We start from the raw sequence: 21,647 nt of genomic DNA on the forward strand, positions 1-21,647 counted from the left end.
AAAGTAGTACCCCTATTGGTGAACCAAACCTTTAGCTCAGAAGGAAGGTGTACAATAGCCTGATTTTTTATTCCTTTTTGTAATTTTTAACCATCTTACTTCAATTTTTCCTGATGGTAAAGCTCTCCCGCAGGAACGACACATAAATCCGTCCCCGGACCTAATTCGATTTCATTCCGTTGCCCGTTATTTCATATTCTTCACCCCTGTAAAGTGAGTAGCAGAGTACCAAAACTTTACAGGAGGGAGAATTCGATTCATGAATCAATCTGTTATGAAAAGTCATACAGCATCCCCTTTCTTTCAAGGGGAGAAATGGTTAGTGTATACCGGCTTGCTCGGCTTCTTACTCGCTGCCATATGCGCAATCTGGGTCATGCTGTACGGAGGACCCGTCGCTCCTAATGGCGATGTCTCGAAAGCGTTTTCCTTTAACGCCGCACTTGGAATATTTTTATTGTCGACAGCCGCAATTATGCCGTTATCTGCCCTAGGCACGCGAAGTAGAGCTTTCTTTCGCTGGTCTTATATCTTGCTTGCTTTCTATTCTTATGGAGCGGAAACCGTACAAAACTTCCGCGGCGTGGACCCGAGGTTCGTCAAAAATGGCACACCCTTCGACGTTGCTGTCGGTTCCATTTTTACTTTTGTGGCTCTTCTCTTGGTCCTCTTTTATGTATTCGTCGCCATTCAGTTTTTCCGCAAAAAAGCTTATTCCCTACACCCAGAGCTGGCAGTTGGCATCCGTTATGCAATGATTGCGATTATGCTATCGTTTGCGGCAGGCCTCTGGATTTCATTCAATGATGGTCGAGTGGTCGGGCAGCAAGGGAATATCATTTGGCTCCATGGGATTGGCTTTCATGCCCTGCAAGCAGTACCTTTTGTCGCTTGGTTAGCGGAACGTAAAAAGCACGTGTCCACTATTCGTACTGGATTCATCCATCTCACAGGTATCGCCTACTTGCTTGGTTTAGCTGCAATTGGCTGGCAAACCTATCTCGGTCGTGCTGTTTTAGAAATGTCCATATTTCCGATTCTCGCCGCCTTTTGTTTCTTGGTTGCCTTTCTTCCAATCATTTTCTTCCTTCTACAAAAGAACGATGCAAAAAAGCTCCACCATACTTCTGATATTCAGAACTAATTGATTGTCTTGATCTTTCGTGATACTTTGATACCAGTACCAGACATACGGTATCAGAAACGAGGAGATTGATATGACAGCACGTATTGGACTTCCTGCACCTGATTTTACGATGGACACCGTAACGTTTGACAACGGATTTCCCCTGCCAAAGAGCTTGGTAGACTATCGTGGAAAATGGCTTCTTTTGTTCTTTTACCCGTTTGACTTTTCGAAAGTATGCCCGACGGAAATCCTCAGCCTCAACCGCCGGATCAAGGAGTTCGCGGATTTGAATGTCGAGGTGCTTGGCATTAGCGGCGACAGCATACATACACACAAAGCATGGATGAGATCGAGTGACGGCATCGGTCCACTCTCGTTCCCGCTCGCTTCCGATTACAGCAAAGAAGCGACCATGGCATACGGTGTGCTGGACGAAGCAACCAAAGCCCCGCTGCGCGGCAGCTTCATCATCGATCCAGAAGGCATCCTGCAATACGCAGTCATCTCCAACTCCAAGGTTGGTAGAAGCGTAGATGAAACGCTCCGTGTGATCGAAGCTCTGCAATCAGGCGGATTGTGCCCAATGGACTGGAAGCCTGGGCAAAACACGATCTCCTAATCGATAGACATAAACAAAGGCCGCATGATCGCTTACACAGGATCATACGGCCTTCTCATTTTAATTATAGGCATAAAAAAATCAGGAAAGCAGTACCCCTAATCGCTAGTTGGGTTAGAAGGAAGGTGTACTATAGCCTGATTTATTCACAGTACCATTATTTATCTTCTTTGTAAATACTTATCTGGACACGGCCGGGTACGGAAACAAGTCAACCACACGCATGGTCTCACCGCTTTCATTGGTAAACACGACATGCTCTCTCCTAAGCTCAGTCGGACTCTCCAAGCCACATGCTGCCGCCAGCGAGAACAAGCCTTCCCTCAACTGCAAAATATAGTTCATGACACGCCACTGCTTTTCTGCCGGAACCAACGCCTCCTGGTACTTGGAATCCGTCGTAGTGACTCCTGTCGGACATTTGCCCGTATGGCATTGCATCGCCATGATGCAGCCAGTTGCAATCATGAAGCCGCGCGCGGAGTTGACGCAATCCGCTCCCAATGCCATGGCGATCGCTACTTTGTCAGGGGTAACGAGCTTGCCGGAAGCAAAAATCCTGATCCGGTCCCGTACGCCGAATTTCCTCATCGTATCATCGAGAATGATGAGCGCGGCGAAAAGCGGCAAGCCCATGCCATCTGCCATTGCCTTGAACATTGCGCCTGAACCGCCCTCAGAGCCATCTACCGTGATGAAATCCGGATAAATCGACAGCTCCACCATCTTCTCAAAAAACGGCTCCAATCGCTTCGGATCGCCGACGACGATTTTTACACCGACAGGCTTGCCCCCCGCCTCCTGCAAACTGCCGATGAATCGCAAGGCTTCCTCAGGATTGGTGAGAAACTCGAAGCGATTCGGTGAATTGACCGTTTGTCCCACTGGTACCAGCCTTGCTGCCGCGACTTTTTCCGTGACCTTGGAGCCCTCGAGATGACCTCCGCGTATTTTAGCCCCTTGATGAAATTTCAGCTCGAATGCCTTGATATTAGAAATGTTAGCCTTGTTCTTGAATTCTTCGATCGAAAACTTGCCCTTGTCATCACGAAAGCCGAACATCCCCGGCCCGATTTGCGAAATGATATCCGCGTCTGTCGAGAGGTGAACTTCTGCAACGCCACCCTCTCCGGTATTGATCCAAGAGCCGCCTGCCATATGTGCCCCATGCCCAGTGGATAGGATATAATTTTCTCCCACTGCTCCAAAGGAGGTAGCCGAAGCACCAAACATCCCTTTCAGCCGCCAGGGCTGCCTTCTGTTTTCTCCCACGACAATGACGTCCTCGTCATGCAGCAACCACGGCTTTACTTCTTGTTCCTCGATAAACTTTTCCCTTCTCGTGAACAGTCCTTCATGGGTAATCTCATATTTTCTGCCGGGGACGACTTTTTCATTATCAATGCGCAGCTCACTCGTCAGCTTCGGGAACATCGCATTGGACAAATAAAAGCCGGGCTTCTCATAATCACGTTTCCCTCCGAACGAAATCAGGTCCGTCCGGTATTTTGACGCATACATGAGGCCCACGAAGTCAGCTCTGGAGAACGGCCTACCGTCTGTATCATCGTCAAACCAATACTGGCGAAGCTCAGGCCCGAGCTTTTCCAGCAAATAACGCATCCACCCCAAAAACGGATGGGACCGAATAATGGAGTGCTTCGGCTGTTTAGACAGAGCATACATGTAACCCAAAAATACAATGGGTGGTAAAAGAATGATGAAGATAATGACGCACAACAGAGTAGGTACCACTTGTGCTTACCCTCCCCAAACACAAAATTCTAGTAAATCATGTCAAGGATAGGATGCAACAAGTTCTCTGTTTTTAATCGTATTTCTCATCCTCCTCCCGTATTTGCCCATCTACGATCAATTCCAGCTCGGTTTCAAAATTCAGCATGATCTCTACAGGCAGCTGTTCTGCAACCTCTGCCATGTCCGGCAGAAGCAGCGCATCCTCTAGCGTATCAGGCTTCGTCTCCAGTTGATCGTACCACTCACGGATTTGCTCCATCATGCGGTAAAACGAAGCCTCAAACTGATTCGCATCGTCCTCCGCGTCGTCCTCATGGCTCTTTTTCATCCGATCCCAATACTCCAGCGTCGTGCGCAGTGCTTTCTCTATGTTTGTATCCATTTATCGTCTCTCCTTTTCTTCTCTCTCATTTAGTATGACCGCTTTGATTGCACAATGCCACCTCAGGTGTAAGCCTCTCGCCCCCTTCCATTTTTTTAAAATCGTTGCGTTTTTTGACACGTTTTATAGCCCGGTTGAGTCATACGAAAATGAAAAGAGGCTGTTATCCTAAATGTAGCTAGCAGCCGATTATCGGCAAAAAACCAGAGAGCTCTCTAGTGGAATAGGGGAGGATGCACCCTGTCATTACGATGGAACAATCGAAAATTATCTCTCCCGCTACTTTTCGTCTCCGTCATTTGTATCGTTGCTCTACAGCTGCCTATCACAGCCAAGGCGACGTCTGCAGATTCTGACTCCTTGCAGGCGATGATTGATCAAGCACGCCCTAACGATACCGTTACCATCCCGTATGGTTTGTACAAAGGTCCTATCCGCATTACCAAGCCGATTCAATTGGTAGCCAATGATCCAGTGAAGATCATCAATCCGACCGAAGAGGAGGCAACGCTCACGATTGAAAGCGACAATGTGAGCGTGCAAGGAATCCATATCGTGGACAAGCGAATCAACAGTGACGTAGCCGCTCTTGTCATCCGTGGCGATCAAAACTTTCTGGAGAATGTCATTGTTGAAACAAAAGGGATCGGTATTCAATTACGCCAAGCAGACTACAACACGCTGCACAACGTTCAAGTCATCGGAAAAATTAAAGGCGATGGCAGTCCAACGACCAGTTCTGGACATAATCACGGAGCGCAGCCTGAAGTAAAGCCAAAGCAAACGGAAAAAGCGAAGCGAGGAAACGGAATTGACGTGCGTGAATCGCATCATAACCGTTTCATTAAAAATCAGGTAACGAATGTCGAAGATGGCTTTTACGTCGAAAATAGCGATCGAAACCATCTGGAACAAAATCTGGTGACGAGTTCGCGGTACGGCTATCACTTCATGGGCACCTCTGATACGACAGTCATCAACAACATTGGAATGGAAAATGTGACAGGCTCCCAGCTTATGGAGTCGCGCAAATTGACGGTTACCGGGAATCAATTTTTGAAACAGCAAAAAAATCCTGGTTCGCAAGGAATTCTTCTCATTACCGTACAGGATACGCTGGTTGCGAACAACACGATTGAGGGGAACCGCGTTGGACTGTACTTAGAGCAATCATCCGGCATTACGGTCAAAAACAATTTACTCAGTCTCAACTTTATCGGTATGCAGTTTTTGTCCTCTTCTGACAACGTATTAACCGATAATCAATTTGTCTCCAACGTCATCCAAGCGCAAGCCCAGGATAGTCAGAACAACAACTTAAACAAAAACTACTGGGACAATCTGCAAGGACTCGATGTGAACGGGGATTCCCGCAGTGATTTGCCGTACGAGATGAATCCTTTTTACCTAGGTTTGACCGACGCTGTTCCTGCCTACCAGCTGTTTTTCCAAGCCCCGGGATTCGTGTTTCTGGAAGGCTTGTTTACAAGTGGGGCAGGCTCAGCAATCAAGGACGCATCTCCTTTAATGCAACCCTCGGACACCGTGCTAATGGAATCTGGGAAAACGAGCGGTTGGGGTGCAGGTATTCTTGGACTTATCTTGTTAATAGGAAGTTGTTCGATCATTTATATAGGAGTGAGAAAATCATGAACAAAATGACAAAATGGTGCACATCAATCGGAGCAATTATCGGAATTAGCCTACTTATGGTCGGCTGCGGAAGCGAAGAGCCGAAACCTGTAGATATCGCGGAAGGCGTAGACAAATGCGATCTTTGCAAAATGCATGTCCCTAACGATCACAATGCTACTGAAATCGTCTTAAAAGATGGAAAAGCACTGAAGTTCGATGATCTCGGCTGCTTGAACAACTGGACGAAAGAGAATGGAACCGATAACGTGGCTGTACAATTTGTCCGCGATTACTACACAGCAGAATGGACAAAAGCAGAGCAAGCGACCTACGCTTACGACAAAGACTTCAAAACACCAATGACATATGGCATCTATTCCTTCAAAGAGAAGTCTGCTGCAGACAGCTTCGTTCAGGAACAAAAGAAAGGCATTGTCATGAGTGCGGAAGAGTTGAAAAATCATAGCTGGGAAAATGGCATGAGCAAGCACATGAACAAAGACGGTCAGTCTTCCGAAGGGCAACATAGTGGCGGTCACGAAAGCAAACCAGCCGATCACGGAAGCAACAGCACTACCCCAACCACACATAACTAACAGAGGGAGTGGAGTCTTTGCACATCAATCTGATTGCCAAACGAGAAGTGAAGGTAGGCTTTCGGAATCCATGGTCCTACTCGTTTATGGCTCTGTTCTCCCTGTTTAGTTTGGGACTCTTGATCATCCAATCGCAGTCCTACATGAAGGGTTATACGTATACGACAGGTACCATGCTGAATCTGATTTTGTATTTGCTCCCACTGATGACGATGCTTCTCTCCTCTTTTTCCTTGACGGCGGAAAAAGAAGAGGGAAGCTGGCAGCTCCTCTCTACCTATGCCATGACAACCTCCTCCTTCTTGTTGGGGAAATACTTGGGACAAGCACTCGTATTAGTTGCGATTGTCGCCTTCGGGTATGGGTTGTCTGGTGTGGCTGGCATGCTGTTAGGAAAAAGCTTTGCATTTTCGACGCTCTTGTTTTTGCTTGCCTTTTCCATTTGTCTCATTCTGTTATTTTTAGGTCTAGCCATGCTGATTGGCGCCATCAGTAAAAACCGTTGGCAGGCTTTGACAATGGGAGTCAGCGTCTGGTTCTTCTATATTCTGGCATGGCCTACTTTGCTCATCTCTGTGCTCAGCTTCGTCCCTTATACATGGATCAAGCCTCTGCTTCAGCTTGCAACATTTCTCAACCCAGCGGAGTTTGTACGAATCTTTTCCGTTGCCAGATTAGGCGGTGGCTCGATCTTTGGACCTGAATACTACAAATGGGTGTACTGGGCCGACTCCCCGCTTGGTGATCTCATCTTCGTCGCACTCAGTCTGCTCTGGATCAGTGCGACCCTGTTCATAGCCATCCGGGTATGGGAAAGAAGGTAATGCGATGAATATGTTAGGACTCACCATCGATCAGGTCACCAAGGAAATCAACGGGAAAACAATCGTCCACCCATTCAGTATGGACATTGCACCCGGTCAGGTCGTCGCGTTATGCGGCGGTAACGGTGCAGGAAAAAGTACGATCCTGCGGATGCTGGTCGGTATTCTCCCGCCTTCTTCGGGAACCATTCAGCTAAACGGGTTAAACTGGAACGATAATCGCGTAGAGTATCTTCAAGAAATCGGTTATATGCCGGATCACTTTACGTTTTCTGCCGGACTTACTGCGAAAGAAACGCTCGAATTTTACGCTTCCCTGCGCAATCGCACCGCAGAAGAGGCGGATCGACTGCTGAAAATGGTGGGACTGCATGAAGTGAGAAACAAACGGGTATCTCAGTTCTCCAAAGGCATGCAGCAGCGCCTCTTGTTTGCCCAAGCGATATTGGCCAAGCCTGCACTCGTCGTCCTCGATGAACCGACCAATGGACTCGATCCATATTGGATGGATGCCTTTGTCGATCTCGTGCGGGAAGTAAAGCTCTCGGGTCAATCCGTTCTCTTTACGACACACCAGTTGCAGGTGGCAGATGCGGTGGCGGATCGAGCGATTTTCTTGATGAACGGGAAAATCGTGCGTGATGGGTCGATACAGGAGTACCAGCAGCAGTATGGGGCAATTGGTTTGTACGGTGCCTTTTCCGAGCTTGTTCATCAGGCAAAGGCATGAATAAGAAAACGCGGGAGATTAGATCGTTTTGATCGGCTCCCGCGTTTTTGCTATTTATAGCGCCTTTGCTTCCATATAAAAGACAGATAAAAACTTTTTCACGCTAATCCGGCACTTCGTCGTTTTTTCGCCCGCCTCCAGCTCTTGCATCCGTTGGCGAATTTCTTGAAAGTCAAACAGTCGTGGTGCAAAGTGTTCAAAGGTCGGGTTGGCATAGTCGGTCAACCCCAAGGAGGAAAGATGCGTAAAGGCTTGCAGGACCATCCGGCGTATCCGTTGTTCCATGGCACGCACCTCTTTAGTAATTCCATGCTCATCCAGGCTGGCATGCACCTTCAGTAGAATTTGTGTATACAGTTCCTTGAGCTGCAATTCGTGTAGCTTGTCTCCTTGTCGCTCATCCTGTACGAGCCATTCCATGATCAATAGCAAATCGGGAGCCCCGGCTTCACTTGCGATCCCTAGCTGCAAAAGCAGTTTTCTCGCTTTTTGTGCCAGAATATCCTGATCGGACGACTGACTTTTCAAGCCGCTGGTATGCGGTTCTTTTGCTTTGACATCCAAGATTTGCAATGATTTGCGGATGGTTTGCAAAGATGCTTCCAGCGACAAGTAATCCGATACCCGCTTCAGCACAGCCATGACTTCCAGGCGATTGATCGGTTTTTGAATAAAGGTATCAATCCCCTGCAAATAAGCCTCCCCGATCATTTCCTTGTTTTCCACCTGTGACACCATGATGAAACGACCCGCAAAGCCATCTGCCTGCAACTTTTTGATCGTTTGGATGCCATCGAGCCCCGGCATTAACAAGTCGATCAAAATAACATCGACCCCATACAGTTGATCAATCGATACGTGACTGCCGTCGCTGGCTTGCCCTACAATTTCACCCAACCCGCTGTCTTGAATAATCCTTTCGAGCATGCGGCGCACTACAGCATCGTCTTCAATTAAAAAGAAACGTATCATTGCTTACACTCCCTCCTTTCCGAGCAATTGGTCGGTCGGAATTTGTACTTCTAAGTGCGTCATTTGCTTCTGATCAGGTAAAATACGCAAGCTTCCTTGCAGGCTTTGGACAATTCCGCGGGCATGCGTCAATCCAATTCCGGTAGATGCATTTCCCTGTTCATCGTATTTGGTCGTATACCCGGGCTGAAACACCCATTCCTGCTCTTCTAGCGGGATTCCCGGACCACTATCAAGTACACTGAACACCAGATGACGATGAATCAGCTTCACATTCAGCTCAATCCGTCCCGACGTGGGAATCGCCTCTACCGCATTGGCTACCAGGTTGTTTAGCACGGAGAGCAGCGCATAGATTTGGCTGGTCGATAGGTTGATATTACAGCTCCACTCTATTCGTATATCTTTTCCCAACATCTCTGCGTATTTCTGATTCGCGCGTGCAACCAACTCACACAGCTCTTTGATCGGCAGCTGTGGTGCTAGTCCCTCCTGATTAATCAGCTTGGAAATACCCGCCAGCATCCGCTGCGAATCTTTTTTCACCTCATGTACATTCTCGGCAATCGACAAGGCCGTCGGGGATTCCGCATGACCCGAGGTGAGCAGACGCCTGTAAAGCTGATAGCTCTCTCGCGTGATTTCCTCCAGATGCGTCATCGATTTGCGCAAGTAAAAGGCTTCTTCATACAGCTCCGTATTGATCATCCGCAGACGCTCCAACTCCTGTTGACGCACCTCTCCCACTGCCCGTAACTGCCTGATTGAAAAGCTGTTGTACAAGCCGACAGCAAAAAAGCTGCGCAGGACCCCAAAAAAGAGAAGCATCAAAAAGCTTTGCCAGGTGATCGGCGGAAAATCAGTGAAATACTGTCGTACTTGGATCTCTACCACATTGGAGACGAAATCAATAGATGCACCTATGAGCCCCAACCATAAAGGAAATTCCCGATAGCTACGCGCACGGAGCAAATAAAACAGGACGGTAAAGCTGAAATAGAAAAAGGCTGAGGGAAGATGCGCAGCCACACTCTCCATGTACGGACGGTACGCAAAAAAGACATCCATTCCGACGCGAAATCCGAAGATAAACGTCCCTGTAAAAAATCCCGTCAACAATACAGGTACGGACGAAAACCACAACAACCCGAAAAAGAAAGCAGCGATGCCCAAGGAAAAACGAAACGACCCTCCTACGGGGTTTACCTTCATCTCTCCAAAAAAAGCAGTTGCCAGCATGATAATAAACAGGATCAAAAGGCGTTCTCGCATAGCTGCTCCTTTCGCACGGAAAAAGATCTCCTATTCTTATTTTACTAAGAATCGGAGATCTGCAAAGATAGAACGCTTAAGCGTGCTTGTTTTCCAGTCGCTTGGAGACGACTGACAACGCGTAGTTGACGACAAAGTACATCACTGCCACCATCAGGAAGGTCGGGATGACGTAGTTGACATTGCGTCCGTTGATGATTTGCGCATGGTTCATCAACTCTGGCAATGCGATTACGACGGCCAGCGACGTATCCTTCAAGAGCGAAATGAATTGGCTCACAATCGGCGGAACCATTCTTCTGAGAGCCTGTGGCAGGACAACATTCCACAGTGTCTGGACATAATTCAAACCAGAAGAACGTGCAGCTTCAATTTGTCCTTTTTCGACCGAATTTAAACCGCTTCGCACGATTTCCGACAACATCGCTGCTTCGAAAATAACTAATGCCAGAACAGCGGCCCAAAACTTGTCCAGCTTGATTCCCACTTCCGGGAGAGCAAAATACGTAAAGAAAATAATCAACAAGAGCGGCAAATTGCGAATCAGCTCTACGATTGTCCCGAGAACTTGTGAGACTCCGGGAATTTTTGCGTAACGCAAAACCCCTACGAGTATCGCAATAGTAAAGCTGAAGACAATTGACAAGAAAGCGACCTGCAAGGTGACCCAAAAGCCTTCGAGCAGGAAGGTCAAATGACTGGGCGTATAGGCTCCGATAAAGTCCATGATGTCCCCTCCTCCTTAGCGGCTTCCAGCCAAGCGTCGCTCCAAATAACTGACGAACGCGCTCAACGGAAGGGTCAGAATCAGATAGAAAACAGCTACAAAAATGTACACATCAAAGGTAACAAACGTATCAGCGGAGATCAGGTCTCCAAAGTACATCAGGTCAAGACCTGCAATCACACCTAATACAGAGGAGTTTTTTACGAGATTGATAAACTGGTTGCCCATCGGCGGGATCACGACCTTGATCGCTTGCGGCAAGATGATATAGCGCATCGTTTGTCCGTACGTCAATCCCGAAGAACGAGCGGCTTCTGTCTGTCCTTTTGGAATCGCCAGAATACCTGCGCGGATCGTCTCCGCGATAAATGCTGCCGTATACACCGTCAAGCCAAGCGTACCTGCAATGAAAGGCTCCAGCACGATACCAATTGCCGGTAAGCCCACAAAAAAGAGGAAAACGACGAGAATTAGCGGGATATTACGCACAAACTCTACGTAAACCGTAGCGATCCACTTGAGTGGTCGAATCGGAGAAATCCGAAAGATCGCAAAGAGCGTCCCCAGTGCAAAGCTCCCGACGAGAGCAAGCAGGCTCGCCTGCAAGGTGTTCCAAAAGCCTTTGAGATACATATCCATGTGATCAAACAAGATAGAAAAATCGATCATCTCTTATGCGATCCTCCTTGTGTGCAAAATTCTGTTAGGAATATAAGGGAATGAGCGGCAGAGTAAACCGCTCATTCTTTATGGAGTCGAACCGCATTATTTTTTAGGTTTTGTTCCGATCCATTTTTCATAAATCTTGTCGTATTCACCGTTTTCTTTCATTTCTTTCAGCACATCGTTCACGGTTTTCACGAATTCAGCGTCACCCTTGCTGATTGCAATACCGTATGGCTCTTCAGTGAAGGTCTCTTCTGTTACACGGTAGTTCGGATCTTGCTTCGCCATGCCGTACAAAAGAGCGTTATCAGTTGTCAGCGCGTCACCTTGACCAGCTTTGAGTGCTGTGAAGGCTTCCGCGTAGTTTTCGAATTCAAGTACTTCTACATCAGGAGCACTCGCTCTGATGTTTTTCGCAGAAGTAGAACCTTTTGCGGTCACGATCTTCATGCCTTTTTGCATGTCTTTCAGACCGTTGATTGAGGTGTCCTTTTTCACCAAGAAAGATTGACCTGCCAGGAAGTATACGTCAGAGAAGTCTACTTCTTTTTTGCGGTCTTCTGTAATAGTCATCGTTGCGATGATCGCGTCAATTTCACCGTTTTTCAGCATCGGGATACGCGTTTTGGAGGTTACTTCCTTCAGCTCGATTTTGTTTTCGTCCCCGAGCACTTTCTTCGCAATTGCCTTCGCAATATCGATATCGAAGCCATCTACATTTCCGGTTGCCGGGTCTTTCAAGCCGAACAGGTTCAGGTCGTACTTAACTCCGACTACGAATTTGTCTCTTTCTTTGATTTTTGCCAATGTGCCTGTACCTGCTGCAGCTGGTGTACCTTTTGCGCCGCCTTCTGTTGTACTACCCCCACCACAGCCTGCCAACGCAGTTGCGCTCAGCATCAGAACCAGACCCATCCCTGCTACCTTTTTCCAAAGCTTGTTTGCTTTCATCTGAATACCCCTTTTCTCTATCGTTTTATTTTTTTTAGTGATTCAAAATCCGACTCAAGAACAAACGCGCACGCTCTTCACGCGGACTTGCGAAAAACTCCTCTGGAGTAGAATCTTCAAGAATCGTTCCCTGATCCATAAACACGATGCGATCTGCCACTTCGCGGGCAAAGCCCATTTCGTGCGTCACGACCACCATCGTCATACCTTCCTTCGCCAGCTTCTTCATGACGTCGAGCACTTCGCCGATCGTCTCGGGGTCAAGTGCAGAGGTCGGTTCGTCAAACAACATGATTTTTGGTCGCATGGCCAGTCCGCGTGCGATCGCTACGCGTTGCTGTTGACCGCCAGATAGTTGCGTTGGGAACATTTCTGCCTTTTCCGGAATCCCTACCTTTTCCAAATAGTAGAGAGCTGTTTCTTCGGCTTCCTTCTGCGATACGCCCAATACCTTAGTTGGTGCCAGCGTAATGTTTTGCAATACGGTCTTGTGCGGGTATAGATTGAAGTGCTGGAACACCATGCCGATGTCCCGACGCAGCTTGTTGATATCGGTGTTTTTATCGTTTACTTTCACCCCGTCTACCACGAGTTCTCCGTTTGTAACCGTTTCCAATCTGTTGATGCAGCGAACCATCGTGCTTTTACCCGATCCTGACGGGCCAATGACCACGACGACTTCTCCCTGGTTGATGTGCAGGTTGATGTTCTTGAGGACGTGAAAGCTTCCGTAATGTTTATTTACTTGATGAAAACTAATCAACCTTAAATCCCCCCTTGCTCTATGTCTTATTTTGTATACTAATGTCGAACTACTCAAAACTACTGAAAAAGACAAAGAAAAGTTTTTTTGTTTAAAATTTTCTAATAAAACACAATAAAAAAACGAAGTGAACCTACCAAGCAAATGGGAGCCAATATATCATGTAAGACCTGAATGGAGGCCGGCCTATGAAAGAGGAAAATGTAAAGCCTTGGCTCATCCGGATGCGCCAAGGAGAGGAAGAAGCTTTTCAAGAAGTCTATCGAGCAACTCGCACGTACGCCTACAACCTGATCTATTTTCTGGCGCCGCACAAACAGGATGTAGACGACATGATGAGTGAAGTGTACGTGGAGTTGATTCGAAGCATCGACAGGTACGATGTGGAGCAGCCCTTTATCCCATGGTTCAACGGATTGATTGTGCGGCAGGTTCGCAACTGGAATCGAAGCATTTGGCGAAGATTCCGCCTGCTGGAGCGGGTAAAGGAAAAAGGCTACGAAGCACCTGTTGCAGGGATGGAGGATAAGCTGGGGGCGATCAGTGATGAGCTGGAGGTCATTCCCGCCGTAGAGAAATTATCCTTCAAGCTCAAGGAAATCGTCGTACTGCGTTACTATCAAAACTGTTCCTTGGAGGAAATTGCAGGTATTCTCCAAATCCCGCTCGGAACGGTGAAATCGAGACATCACTTGGCGATGAAAAAGTTGAGAGAGCATTTTGAGAATCGAATTAATCGTGAGGAGGTATCTTTTCATGTTCATTGAGCAAAAGTTGAGAAGAGAGTATGCACAGGCAGCAGGGAAGCTCCAGATTGACCCTTCACTGGACAGCAAAATCGAACGAGTAGCCAAAAATGAGTTGGCTGGCAAATGGCGTTTGTACAAAGGGATGCGCTTTCGCCCAAAGCTGGTACATGTTGTAGCAGCGTTCGCCCTGCTCACTGGTTTTGGTTATGCGACACACACCTTGTTGTACAAAATTGATGAAGGCTCTGTCCGTATGGAAGTTCAAGCGCTTACGGATTTTACATTGACGCAAATCACGCCTGAAGAAATACGTTTGGAATTGGCAAACGTAACGAACAAACTGACAACAGGCGAGACCGCCCTCGTCTATTTCGCAGCGCTGGAAAAAGAGAAACACCCTCTCTTTCAACAAAATCCCATGATCGGCATAGAAAAGCCGGATGTCGTGAAAGATTGGAAGGCATGGACTGCCGTCCTCAGTGCAGAAGCTTCTCTCTCACATGCCTTGCCACACGAGCTCCCTGACAGCTTTTCATTCCTTGAGGGCAAACAAGGTACCCCCTACGGTGTCATGATGGGTCAAGAAGGACAGCAGTGGCTGCATGAGCTTCAAAAAGAAAGCAAGGAAACAGGTAAAAATGTCGTATGGAAAGTCGTTCCACAAGCGACTTCTCCTATCGAAGCCTATACGAGCCTGTATGAGAACGAGCAAAAAGAACGTATCTTTGTCACAGTAGAGAAATTTCCGAAAGAACAGCTAGATGTACAATTGAGCACGCCAGAAACAACGAAATACGATGCAGTAACTGTCAGCGGAAAAAAAGCGCATTACACGAAAAACGACCAGTTCTTGTTTAGTGAATCCGGTCAGTATCAAGAGCTGTCTTGGTTGAATCAAGATGGAGAGCAACCGATTATGTATCGGGTAGCTACCGATTCGCCAACAGTTTCCAAAGAAATGCTGCTCCAGGCAGCAAAAGCAAGCCAGCAGTAACAATGCGAAAAGCCAGCCCTCTCTTGCTTTGCTTCCGCAAAAGAGGACTGGCTGCTTTTTTGTTTTCGTCACAAGAGATTATCCCCGCAGGCGGTTCACCCAGAAGCCGCCCTTCAAATGTTTCGGCTCAAAAGAGATCACGAATGCTTTTGGCGCAATCTCATGAATGAGGTTCCACAGTTTTTTCTCGTTGCTGCGCTTCGTCAACACTTGCATCATGAGACGATGTCCGTCGCGTCCCTCTGCTACCCAGGAAGTAACGCCAAAGCCGTGTTCACGCAGCTTCACAGGAACCTCCAAGTCAACGGAATCCACAACAACTTGCAGCGTGACATAGCCCAAGGCCAAATACTCCTCGATCTTGCTGCCGATGAATACACCCATTCCCCAACCGATACAGTAGGCTGCGAGATTGATCGGATTGTCTAGGTTGTCCAGAACAATCTCCAACCCTTTCAAATACACGAATACTTCCACCATCGCCAATAGGGATGCCAACACCCGATAGCCCTTGATCACCATCAGTAGTCGCAGCGTAAAAAACGAAACGTACAAAATGTTGATCCCGATGATGATCAAAACAAACGCCAAACCCATTGCTCTCCTACCCCCACCCAGACCGGGTACCATGATGATTTTGTAATCGTGATAATCATATAATTGAAGGTATTTTTATAAAAGCGGTAAAGTTTGGTTGTTTTGATACAATTTCCGTGCGAACTCCTCCATCAATTCTCGCTTGGCCAACAGCGCAAGCATCCGTTGAGGCAAGCCCTCTACTCCATAATAAGCACCTGCCAATTGACCATAGACAGCTCCCGTCGTATCCGCATCATCACCGAAGTTTACCGCTAGGAACAGGCCTTCTTCAAAAGAACTACTGGAATAAAAAGCCCAAAGCGCCGCTTCAAGCGAATCGACGACATACCCCGATCCTTTGATCTCTTTTCTAGTTTTCTCTTTGTAGGAGCCATTCGCGACACGGGCGATATCAGGATCAAGCGGTTGCTTTTCCCATAGATCGGCTACAGGAGAGAACGAATCAGCAAGCAATTCCTCTTTGGAAATACCCTGTAGAGCCCCCAGGAGCAATGCCCCCAAAAAACGACAGCCGTCTACTGCCTTTGCCGTCGCGTGAGTGGTGCGAGAACTTTGCGCACAATATTCAATAGCGAGCGCCGGTTGATTGGCATAATAGAGCGCGACAGGTGCTAGTCTCATAATGGAGCCATTCCCTGCTGACATCGGATGATCCGATCCGCTGAATGGATTATTCGTCTGCTCAAAACGCCACAGCGCTTCTTTGGTGATATTCCCAATATCGAAGCAATGATCTTTGCAGCTCATATACCCATTTCGAAACCAGGCTACGTATCGGTTCATCTGATCAACCGGATCGAAGCCATTTTTCGTAATCAAGCTCTCAGCCAGGCACAGCGCCATCGACGTATCATCCGTCCATTCTCCTGGCTTTAAATCGAAAGGCCCTCCCCCGACCATTTCTGTAAGTGGTTCGAAGGTACCCGGTTTGCGAAATTCTATAGTAGTGCCGAGTGCATCTCCAACAGCCAACCCTAGCAAACTTCCAGCATAGCGGTCACGCAGTTCCACACCTATCCACACCTTTTTCGGAATTATCAGTTCACATCAAACAAAGCATCTGGCAATCACATTTTGACCGACATATTGCTCGTTCAATTCATCCGTCGCTACCTTTTCTTCTGTGCTCGCAAGCGTGATAATCTGCGGCAAAACCAGCTTGTAACGGTCCTCCATCACGGTTTCAAGAAAGTACTGTTCCTTTTCGTCCCACAAAAGAATTCCTGCTAAAATTCTGGTCTCCACACAGATCCCCTCCATTTTTTTCTCTTTTGAATATGTACGAAAGACGGGTACAATGACCCGCCTTCTAGTGCCTTACGTAATTTGTAATGTGTATACTTACTGCTCTTTTTTCAGGCGTGCATCCAGAACAAAGTTGCCGAATGGCAGTAATGAAGCAATAAATGCCCCGATCACTTTCAAGAAGGACCACTTATTGGTCATTGTAACATGTGCCAACGCCAAAATATACAGGACAAAAAACAATCCATGAAGCGAGCCGGCAATTTTTACTGCGGCTGGATAATCCCAAAAATACTTAAGCGGCATAGCAATCCCGAGAAGTACTAAATACGAGATACCTTCGATCAGGCCGATGAGACGAAAGCGTCCGAGGGCAGAATTCATCATGTGCGGGTACCATCCTTGCCATTGAAATTACCACTATTATAAACGAAAAACTATCATAATGATGAAAATAGTCCAATGTTCATAATATATTCAAAATCAACGGCCCCAAGCTTCTTCTCGGATGCGTTCCATCCAGCGCATCTCTGCGTGCAAATGCTCAATGGCACCGATCAGAATCGTTCGTGCGCCCCAGCTAAGCCTCTCTCTTTTTTCCTCCTGGATCGATTCCAATAATCCAGCTAACCGTCTTACCTCCTGGATGTTACCTTCAAGCGCCTCATCCATTTTCTGTGGATTACCGTACGAAGCAAAAGTAAGAGCCGCGTAGATCGGATTGGTCAGCTGCATTGGTTTTTGCAGTTCTTCCAAGAGAAGCTGTTGGAATTGCTCTTCGCCTTTTACCGTGATCCCATACATCGTCTTCTCTGGGCGGCTAGTCTCGCGAATGACTTCTTTGACCTCAATCATCCCGCTCTTTTCCAGTTGGTCGAAGGCATAGTAGAGGGAACCTTTGGCGTATTTCATGTAGCAATCCATTCCCCTGGCCTTCACCTGCTGCTGAACCTCGTAGGGATGCTTCTCCCCTTCCATCAGCAATCCCAGAACAAGCAATTTTAGACTCATGACGATTCTCCTCTACCCGCGTTCCGGTTTCGGTGCGGAAGGCGATTTCCCCAGCGCCCGATCATTTCCCATCAGTAAAATGCACACGAGAGCAAGAACTGCAGGAATGAGCGCCCACATAAACGTATTCGCAATCGAAGAAGCGAGAATATCGATCATTTGATCCAAAACAGGAGCCGGAATGGATTCGCGCGCTTCTGGTGTCAAAATCGCTCGCGGGTCTGTAATGGCATTCGTCATCCCTTGACCCCCGAAGGCTGAGAACATGCCGTTTTCAAACGAATTACGTTGCAAGATACCAAATACGGTGATTCCCAATGTCATCCCCAATGAACGGGAAAAAGAGTTCGTCGAACTTGCCGATCCTCTTTGACGCATATCAAAGCCATGAATCGCTGAAATTCCCAATGTGGAGAAAGAGAAGCCCACACCAAACCCTGCAATCACCATATAAAGCGTAACGATCGAACGAGGAATATCAGGTGTCAGTGTACTCAAAAGGAAAATACCTGGAATGAAAAAGACTGCGGACAGAAGCATAATATTGCGGAAGCTGGTCTTCGTCGTCAAGAATCCGCCTAGCTGGCTACCAGCAACCGAACCGAGCATCATCGGTGTCAACAGCAATCCGGCATTCGTCGCTGATCCGCCATATACCCCTTGGATAAAAATCGGCAGGTACACCGTAGCGATAATGAAAGCAGCTCCATACAACAGTGCAATCGCATTTGTCGCGGCAAATAACCGCTTCTTGAACATGGAGAACGAAATAATCGGATCAGATGCCCGCTTCTCGACAAATAGAAAAATTACAAACAACAAGAAAAAGGAAGAGAACAATCCAATAATCTGCATCGAATCCCACGCGTATTGATTGCCGCCCAGCTCCAGTGCAAACATCAGACTCACTACAGCACCCACCAGCGTAATCGCTCCCCACCAGTCAATGCTCTGCTTGCGGAATTCCAGAGACTCCTTGTAATACATCGAGATCAACCAAAGGGACATAGCACCAATCGGTACATTGATGTAAAAGATCCAATGCCAGCTGACATATTCGGTAATATACGCACCCAGCAAAGGTCCAAATACGCTGGACGTACCGAATACAGCTCCGAAAAGTCCCGTCATCTTTCCACGCTTCTCCGGCGGGAATACGTCAAAAATAATCGTGAAGGCAATCGGCATCAGCGCTCCGCCGCCAATCCCTTGAATCGCCCGATAAATACTCAACTCAACGATGCTGTTTGCCGTCCCGCATAAAATGGACCCTAACAAAAATACGATGAGACCAAATATGTAAAAACGTTTTCGCCCATACATATCGGAGAGTTTACCGAAGATCGGCATCCCTGCCATCGTAGCGACCATGTACGCTGATGTCACCCAAACAAACTTATCCATGCCGCCCATCTCACCGACAATCGTAGCCATCGCCGTCGCAACAATGGTATTGTCCATGGAAGCCATCAGGAGACCAAGCAGCAGCCCCGCTACTACCCTATTCACTTTACTTTCTCTTGCAATCATTGCTTCACCCTCCTGAGTGGTCAAATCAAAGTACTATACATTATTATATTCAAATTTGACTACATATCGAAAAAAACTGCTCCTTTTCGCGGAGCAATTTTTCGCAATCTATTATCGCCCGAACGGTGACGGGCTGAATGGCGATGGCTGCTGGGCTTGATTGCCCTTCCACATTTTATACGCCGCTTCTGACATCGGCTCCACTGTCGGCTTAATCTCTCCAGTGAATGGATTCTTATCATAGGGCATGTTAAATGTCCGTGTCCCGTCGCTCTTACGCAGCAAAGAACCATCCGACAGCCTCACCCAACTACTTCCTGGTCCTCCATCGTCTACGACATAGAGGCCGTTATCATCCCAGGCCGGATACGTTGGCACCTTATTTGCCGGAGGACGTGCCGTCTGTTTCTTGACTGCTTTTGTCGCGGTTTTCGTCTTTTGTGTTTTCTTCTTCGGTGTGCTCGTTTTAGCAGCTGCTACTGCTTTTGTTTTTGGCTTCACTTCGCTTTGTTTCTGCGCTGACGCTGGTACAGGTGCAGGAGCTGACACAGCCACAGGCTTTTCAACCGGATAGGCGGAAACATTTGCGTTGCGCGGACCTTGATTGGCCAAATCCATAGCAGGCATTGCAGTACCTGCTTTTTGCGAGACAGATGCTGTTTTTGTATCCGTTCGTCCATCTGTTTTTACTGCGTGAATCAGTGTCGGCCACAAATAGGCGTTGAAGCCTAGTAAAGCGACCATCAAGGAAATACCTACGATTTTTTTCATAATAAGGACTCCTATGACTGAATGATTATGGTAATAGAGCAATGACTTCTGGCCTATATCAAAAGTTTAGACGATTGGAAGAAAAAAGAAAACACCTTACATAAACAAACTCCTTCTCATGTTGATCTTGAGAAGGAGTTTGTTTTGAAGGAGATTCATTTCAAGGCAGCTTCTTGCTTCTGAGAATGTTGTTTGATTAGCTCAATGGTGTGATCAAGCAAGTTTTTGCCTCCCGTGTTCCCATGTCCAGGTACAACCGTTTCGACCTGTGGATATTTTTCGATTACCTTCTGAACGGAGTCATCCCATTGTTCTACATTGGCATCTGAAAGATTTCCGAGGTCCTTAGCATCTAATGATTTGACGAAGCATCCACCGAATAATATTTTGGATTGGGGAAGCCAAACGGTAATGTTATCACTCGAATGCCCTTCCCCAGGATAATAGGCTTCTAAGATGGTGTCGCCTACCTTTATTACGGGCTTTTCATCGAGTGTCGGATTGGGCGAAGGATATCCATATTCTTTCGCTAATTTTGCCGTCAAACGTGTACTGCGTACATCTATTTTTTGATGGAGTAACGCCCGGATACCTGAAATGCTGTCATCATGTGCATGCGTAATCAGAGCCAGAACAACGTCTTTCTTCCAATGCTTCTTAATCATCTGTAATAGCTCTTCCGTTTTTTGAGTGTCCCCCCATGCTGTATCAATCAGGACGACTCCTTTGGACGTAGAAACGATTAAGCCATTGTGGTCATAGGTTGTGCCATTCCATTCATTATAGGATGTATGTAACCATACTTTGTCATTTAATTTTGTTAACACAATGCTTTTCCCTGGATTGGTAATCTGAGTGGGAGTTGATGTTGTAACTTGGGCAATCGTCGTTTGATTAGAAAAAGATGTTAGAGTAACGGCGACTGTCAGGAACAAACTACATACTGCTTTCCCTATCCAACCCTTATGATTCTTCAAACGAATCTCACCTTTCTAACATGGATTTTGCTTTTCCCTGTTTTAAACATCTAAGCGATATCCATATCGCGGAATCGTCGTGATTTGCTGCCCGAAGCGCCGAAGCTTTTTCCTTAATCGATAGACGAGCGCATTGACTTCCACTCGTCCGACATCCGGGACATTACCCTCATGCAGCATTCGCTCTGGCCAGACTGTCAGCATAATTTCTTCAAAACTAACAGCCTGGTTCGCCTTTTGGTAGAGAAGCTTCAGCAAATCCATATCTTTTCCGGTCAAATGCAGTCTAGTCCCGTCGAGACGAACTTCTCTTCTCTCCAGATGAAACTCTAAACCTGGCAAAAGCGAATCGCTCTTTGGCTGCGTGAGAGGGAGCTCCACCGTATCATCCAGTCTATTGACCTCTCGTAAAAAGACGAGCTCTGCTATCCCTTTTGACAAGCTTATTTGATCGCCGTGACGAAGAATGTGAGACGAATAATGAAGGGGCGTCCCGTTTACCTCTGTGCCATGCTTGCTTTCCAGATCGATAATCTTGTAATCGTTCCCGATCCTTTGGAAGGCTGCATGCATTCTCGAAATGTACGGACTATTAAATGTAATGTCCAGTTGAAAGCTTGTCCCCTTCCGCCCAATTGTACAGCGATCCTTGGTGAGATATTTGCGCGTGGCAAATTGGTTGAGGTCCCCTTTTTTTACGAGTAAGTATGCACCGTTGTCTATCATCTGGTGATCACCTCACTTGT

Annotated in this window: 25 protein-coding genes; 8 read left to right on the forward strand and 17 right to left on the reverse strand. The window is 47.2% G+C overall.

Annotation, left to right across the window (positions count from 1 at the left end; translation table 11 throughout):
- The first annotated feature begins 259 nt into the window (after window positions 1-259).
- Window positions 260-1,144 (forward strand): hypothetical protein, encoded by an 885-nt coding sequence (locus HP399_RS24835; RefSeq protein ID WP_173620129.1) that lies wholly within the window; start codon window positions 260-262, stop codon window positions 1,142-1,144.
- A 73-nt stretch (window positions 1,145-1,217) separates the two neighbouring features.
- Window positions 1,218-1,748 (forward strand): peroxiredoxin, encoded by a 531-nt coding sequence (locus tag HP399_RS24840; protein WP_173620130.1) that lies wholly within the window; start codon window positions 1,218-1,220, stop codon window positions 1,746-1,748.
- 180 nt (window positions 1,749-1,928) lie between these two features.
- On the opposite strand, the gene HP399_RS24845 is transcribed toward HP399_RS24840, so the two are convergent.
- Complete coding sequence (locus HP399_RS24845; protein ID WP_173620131.1) at window positions 1,929-3,503, reverse strand: FMN-binding glutamate synthase family protein; 1,575 nt, start codon at window positions 3,501-3,503, stop codon at window positions 1,929-1,931.
- Window positions 3,504-3,576: 73 nt separating this feature from the next.
- Entirely contained in the window at window positions 3,577-3,888 is a 312-nt protein-coding gene (locus HP399_RS24850; protein WP_173620132.1) for a hypothetical protein, read from the reverse strand.
- Window positions 3,889-4,248: 360 nt separating this feature from the next.
- Here HP399_RS24850 and HP399_RS24855 point away from each other — a divergent pair, with 360 nt between their 5' ends.
- From HP399_RS24855 to HP399_RS24870, 4 genes are read left to right on the forward strand one after another with little or no spacing between them, the layout of a single operon-like run.
- A complete protein-coding gene (locus tag HP399_RS24855; protein ID WP_173620133.1) occupies window positions 4,249-5,541 on the forward strand; it encodes a right-handed parallel beta-helix repeat-containing protein in 1,293 nt (430 codons plus the stop codon).
- On the forward strand, window positions 5,538-6,119 hold the full coding sequence (locus tag HP399_RS24860) for a nitrous oxide reductase accessory protein NosL (RefSeq protein WP_173620134.1): 582 nt from the start codon (window positions 5,538-5,540) through the stop codon (window positions 6,117-6,119). The genes HP399_RS24855 and HP399_RS24860 overlap by 4 nt, the downstream gene beginning before the upstream one ends.
- 17 nt (window positions 6,120-6,136) lie before the next feature.
- The gene (locus HP399_RS24865) at window positions 6,137-6,943 is read left to right on the forward strand and encodes an ABC transporter permease (RefSeq protein ID WP_007715938.1); all 807 of its coding nucleotides are present in this window, start codon (window positions 6,137-6,139) and stop codon (window positions 6,941-6,943) included.
- 4 nt (window positions 6,944-6,947) lie between these two features.
- Window positions 6,948-7,673, forward strand: a complete 726-nt coding sequence (locus HP399_RS24870) for an ABC transporter ATP-binding protein (protein ID WP_173620135.1) — start codon at window positions 6,948-6,950, stop codon at window positions 7,671-7,673.
- A gap of 54 nt (window positions 7,674-7,727) precedes the next feature.
- On the opposite strand, the gene HP399_RS24875 is transcribed toward HP399_RS24870, so the two are convergent.
- The 6 genes from HP399_RS24875 to HP399_RS24900 form a co-directional block, all read right to left on the reverse strand.
- Window positions 7,728-8,645: a response regulator gene (locus tag HP399_RS24875; RefSeq protein WP_106778558.1), complete on the reverse strand. Its 918-nt coding sequence runs from the start codon at window positions 8,643-8,645 to the stop codon at window positions 7,728-7,730.
- A 3-nt stretch (window positions 8,646-8,648) separates the two neighbouring features.
- Window positions 8,649-9,917, reverse strand: a complete 1,269-nt coding sequence (locus HP399_RS24880) for a sensor histidine kinase (protein WP_173620136.1) — start codon at window positions 9,915-9,917, stop codon at window positions 8,649-8,651.
- Between the two features lie 76 nt (window positions 9,918-9,993).
- Window positions 9,994-10,644 carry an amino acid ABC transporter permease gene (locus HP399_RS24885; RefSeq protein WP_173620137.1) on the reverse strand — a complete coding sequence of 217 codons (651 nt, stop codon included), beginning with the start codon at window positions 10,642-10,644 and terminating at the stop codon, window positions 9,994-9,996.
- A 15-nt stretch (window positions 10,645-10,659) separates the two neighbouring features.
- Window positions 10,660-11,313 (reverse strand): amino acid ABC transporter permease, encoded by a 654-nt coding sequence (locus HP399_RS24890; protein WP_173620138.1) that lies wholly within the window; start codon window positions 11,311-11,313, stop codon window positions 10,660-10,662.
- Window positions 11,314-11,409: 96 nt separating this feature from the next.
- Window positions 11,410-12,261, reverse strand: coding sequence for a transporter substrate-binding domain-containing protein (locus HP399_RS24895; RefSeq protein WP_173620139.1), 852 nt, complete (start codon window positions 12,259-12,261; stop codon window positions 11,410-11,412).
- A gap of 34 nt (window positions 12,262-12,295) precedes the next feature.
- Entirely contained in the window at window positions 12,296-13,024 is a 729-nt protein-coding gene (locus tag HP399_RS24900) for an amino acid ABC transporter ATP-binding protein (protein WP_106841425.1), read from the reverse strand.
- 188 nt (window positions 13,025-13,212) lie between these two features.
- Between HP399_RS24900 and HP399_RS24905 the strand changes: the two genes are divergently transcribed.
- Together HP399_RS24905 and HP399_RS24910 are read left to right on the forward strand one after the other, a co-directional pair.
- Window positions 13,213-13,791, forward strand: a complete 579-nt coding sequence (locus HP399_RS24905; protein WP_173620140.1) for a sigma-70 family RNA polymerase sigma factor — start codon at window positions 13,213-13,215, stop codon at window positions 13,789-13,791.
- Window positions 13,781-14,767 carry a hypothetical protein gene (locus tag HP399_RS24910; protein ID WP_173620141.1) on the forward strand — a complete coding sequence of 329 codons (987 nt, stop codon included), beginning with the start codon at window positions 13,781-13,783 and terminating at the stop codon, window positions 14,765-14,767. The genes HP399_RS24905 and HP399_RS24910 overlap by 11 nt, the downstream gene beginning before the upstream one ends.
- A 78-nt stretch (window positions 14,768-14,845) precedes the next feature.
- On the opposite strand, the gene HP399_RS24915 is transcribed toward HP399_RS24910, so the two are convergent.
- The 9 genes from HP399_RS24915 to HP399_RS24955 all read right to left on the reverse strand — a co-directional run bounded on the left by HP399_RS24915 (window position 14,846) and on the right by HP399_RS24955 (window position 21,627).
- Window positions 14,846-15,364 (reverse strand): DUF2179 domain-containing protein, encoded by a 519-nt coding sequence (locus HP399_RS24915; RefSeq protein ID WP_007715966.1) that lies wholly within the window; start codon window positions 15,362-15,364, stop codon window positions 14,846-14,848.
- A 75-nt stretch (window positions 15,365-15,439) separates the two neighbouring features.
- Window positions 15,440-16,378, reverse strand: a complete 939-nt coding sequence (locus HP399_RS24920) for an ADP-ribosylglycohydrolase family protein (protein ID WP_173620142.1) — start codon at window positions 16,376-16,378, stop codon at window positions 15,440-15,442.
- A 36-nt stretch (window positions 16,379-16,414) separates the two neighbouring features.
- Complete coding sequence (locus HP399_RS24925) at window positions 16,415-16,612, reverse strand: hypothetical protein (RefSeq protein ID WP_228088347.1); 198 nt, start codon at window positions 16,610-16,612, stop codon at window positions 16,415-16,417.
- Between the two features lie 96 nt (window positions 16,613-16,708).
- Window positions 16,709-16,999, reverse strand: a complete 291-nt coding sequence (locus tag HP399_RS24930; RefSeq protein WP_007715976.1) for a DUF3817 domain-containing protein — start codon at window positions 16,997-16,999, stop codon at window positions 16,709-16,711.
- Window positions 17,000-17,095: 96 nt separating this feature from the next.
- Entirely contained in the window at window positions 17,096-17,623 is a 528-nt protein-coding gene (locus HP399_RS24935; RefSeq protein ID WP_173620144.1) for a PadR family transcriptional regulator, read from the reverse strand.
- A gap of 12 nt (window positions 17,624-17,635) precedes the next feature.
- Window positions 17,636-19,153, reverse strand: a complete 1,518-nt coding sequence (locus HP399_RS24940; protein WP_173620145.1) for an MDR family MFS transporter — start codon at window positions 19,151-19,153, stop codon at window positions 17,636-17,638.
- Window positions 19,154-19,264: 111 nt separating this feature from the next.
- The gene (locus tag HP399_RS24945) at window positions 19,265-19,924 is read right to left on the reverse strand and encodes a hypothetical protein (protein ID WP_173620146.1); all 660 of its coding nucleotides are present in this window, start codon (window positions 19,922-19,924) and stop codon (window positions 19,265-19,267) included.
- 155 nt (window positions 19,925-20,079) lie between these two features.
- On the reverse strand, window positions 20,080-20,901 hold the full coding sequence (gene bla / locus HP399_RS24950) for a subclass B1 metallo-beta-lactamase (protein WP_173620147.1): 822 nt from the start codon (window positions 20,899-20,901) through the stop codon (window positions 20,080-20,082).
- 42 nt (window positions 20,902-20,943) lie between these two features.
- Window positions 20,944-21,627 (reverse strand): FHA domain-containing protein, encoded by a 684-nt coding sequence (locus HP399_RS24955; protein ID WP_173620148.1) that lies wholly within the window; start codon window positions 21,625-21,627, stop codon window positions 20,944-20,946.
- Window positions 21,628-21,647 lie beyond the last annotated feature (20 nt).

The sequence above is a fragment of the Brevibacillus sp. DP1.3A genome (genome assembly GCF_013284245.2).
Classification (GTDB): Bacteria; Bacillota; Bacilli; order Brevibacillales; family Brevibacillaceae; genus Brevibacillus.

Coding starts and splice junctions, on each gene's coding strand:
- HP399_RS24835 (WP_173620129.1), top strand. CDS start 260: ATGAATCAATCTGTTATGAAAAGTCATACAGCATCCCCTTTCTTTCAA.
- HP399_RS24840 (WP_173620130.1), top strand. CDS start 1,218: ATGACAGCACGTATTGGACTTCCTGCACCTGATTTTACGATGGACACC.
- HP399_RS24850 (WP_173620132.1), bottom strand. CDS start 3,888: ATGGATACAAACATAGAGAAAGCACTGCGCACGACGCTGGAGTATTGG.
- HP399_RS24860 (WP_173620134.1), top strand. CDS start 5,538: ATGAACAAAATGACAAAATGGTGCACATCAATCGGAGCAATTATCGGA.
- HP399_RS24870 (WP_173620135.1), top strand. CDS start 6,948: ATGAATATGTTAGGACTCACCATCGATCAGGTCACCAAGGAAATCAAC.
- HP399_RS24875 (WP_106778558.1), bottom strand. CDS start 8,645: ATGATACGTTTCTTTTTAATTGAAGACGATGCTGTAGTGCGCCGCATG.
- HP399_RS24880 (WP_173620136.1), bottom strand. CDS start 9,917: ATGCGAGAACGCCTTTTGATCCTGTTTATTATCATGCTGGCAACTGCT.
- HP399_RS24885 (WP_173620137.1), bottom strand. CDS start 10,644: ATGGACTTTATCGGAGCCTATACGCCCAGTCATTTGACCTTCCTGCTC.
- HP399_RS24890 (WP_173620138.1), bottom strand. CDS start 11,313: ATGATCGATTTTTCTATCTTGTTTGATCACATGGATATGTATCTCAAA.
- HP399_RS24895 (WP_173620139.1), bottom strand. CDS start 12,261: ATGAAAGCAAACAAGCTTTGGAAAAAGGTAGCAGGGATGGGTCTGGTT.
- HP399_RS24905 (WP_173620140.1), top strand. CDS start 13,213: ATGAAAGAGGAAAATGTAAAGCCTTGGCTCATCCGGATGCGCCAAGGA.
- HP399_RS24910 (WP_173620141.1), top strand. CDS start 13,781: ATGTTCATTGAGCAAAAGTTGAGAAGAGAGTATGCACAGGCAGCAGGG.
- HP399_RS24915 (WP_007715966.1), bottom strand. CDS start 15,364: ATGGGTTTGGCGTTTGTTTTGATCATCATCGGGATCAACATTTTGTAC.
- HP399_RS24930 (WP_007715976.1), bottom strand. CDS start 16,999: ATGATGAATTCTGCCCTCGGACGCTTTCGTCTCATCGGCCTGATCGAA.
- HP399_RS24935 (WP_173620144.1), bottom strand. CDS start 17,623: ATGAGTCTAAAATTGCTTGTTCTGGGATTGCTGATGGAAGGGGAGAAG.
- HP399_RS24940 (WP_173620145.1), bottom strand. CDS start 19,153: ATGATTGCAAGAGAAAGTAAAGTGAATAGGGTAGTAGCGGGGCTGCTG.
- HP399_RS24945 (WP_173620146.1), bottom strand. CDS start 19,924: ATGAAAAAAATCGTAGGTATTTCCTTGATGGTCGCTTTACTAGGCTTC.
- HP399_RS24955 (WP_173620148.1), bottom strand. CDS start 21,627: ATGATAGACAACGGTGCATACTTACTCGTAAAAAAAGGGGACCTCAAC.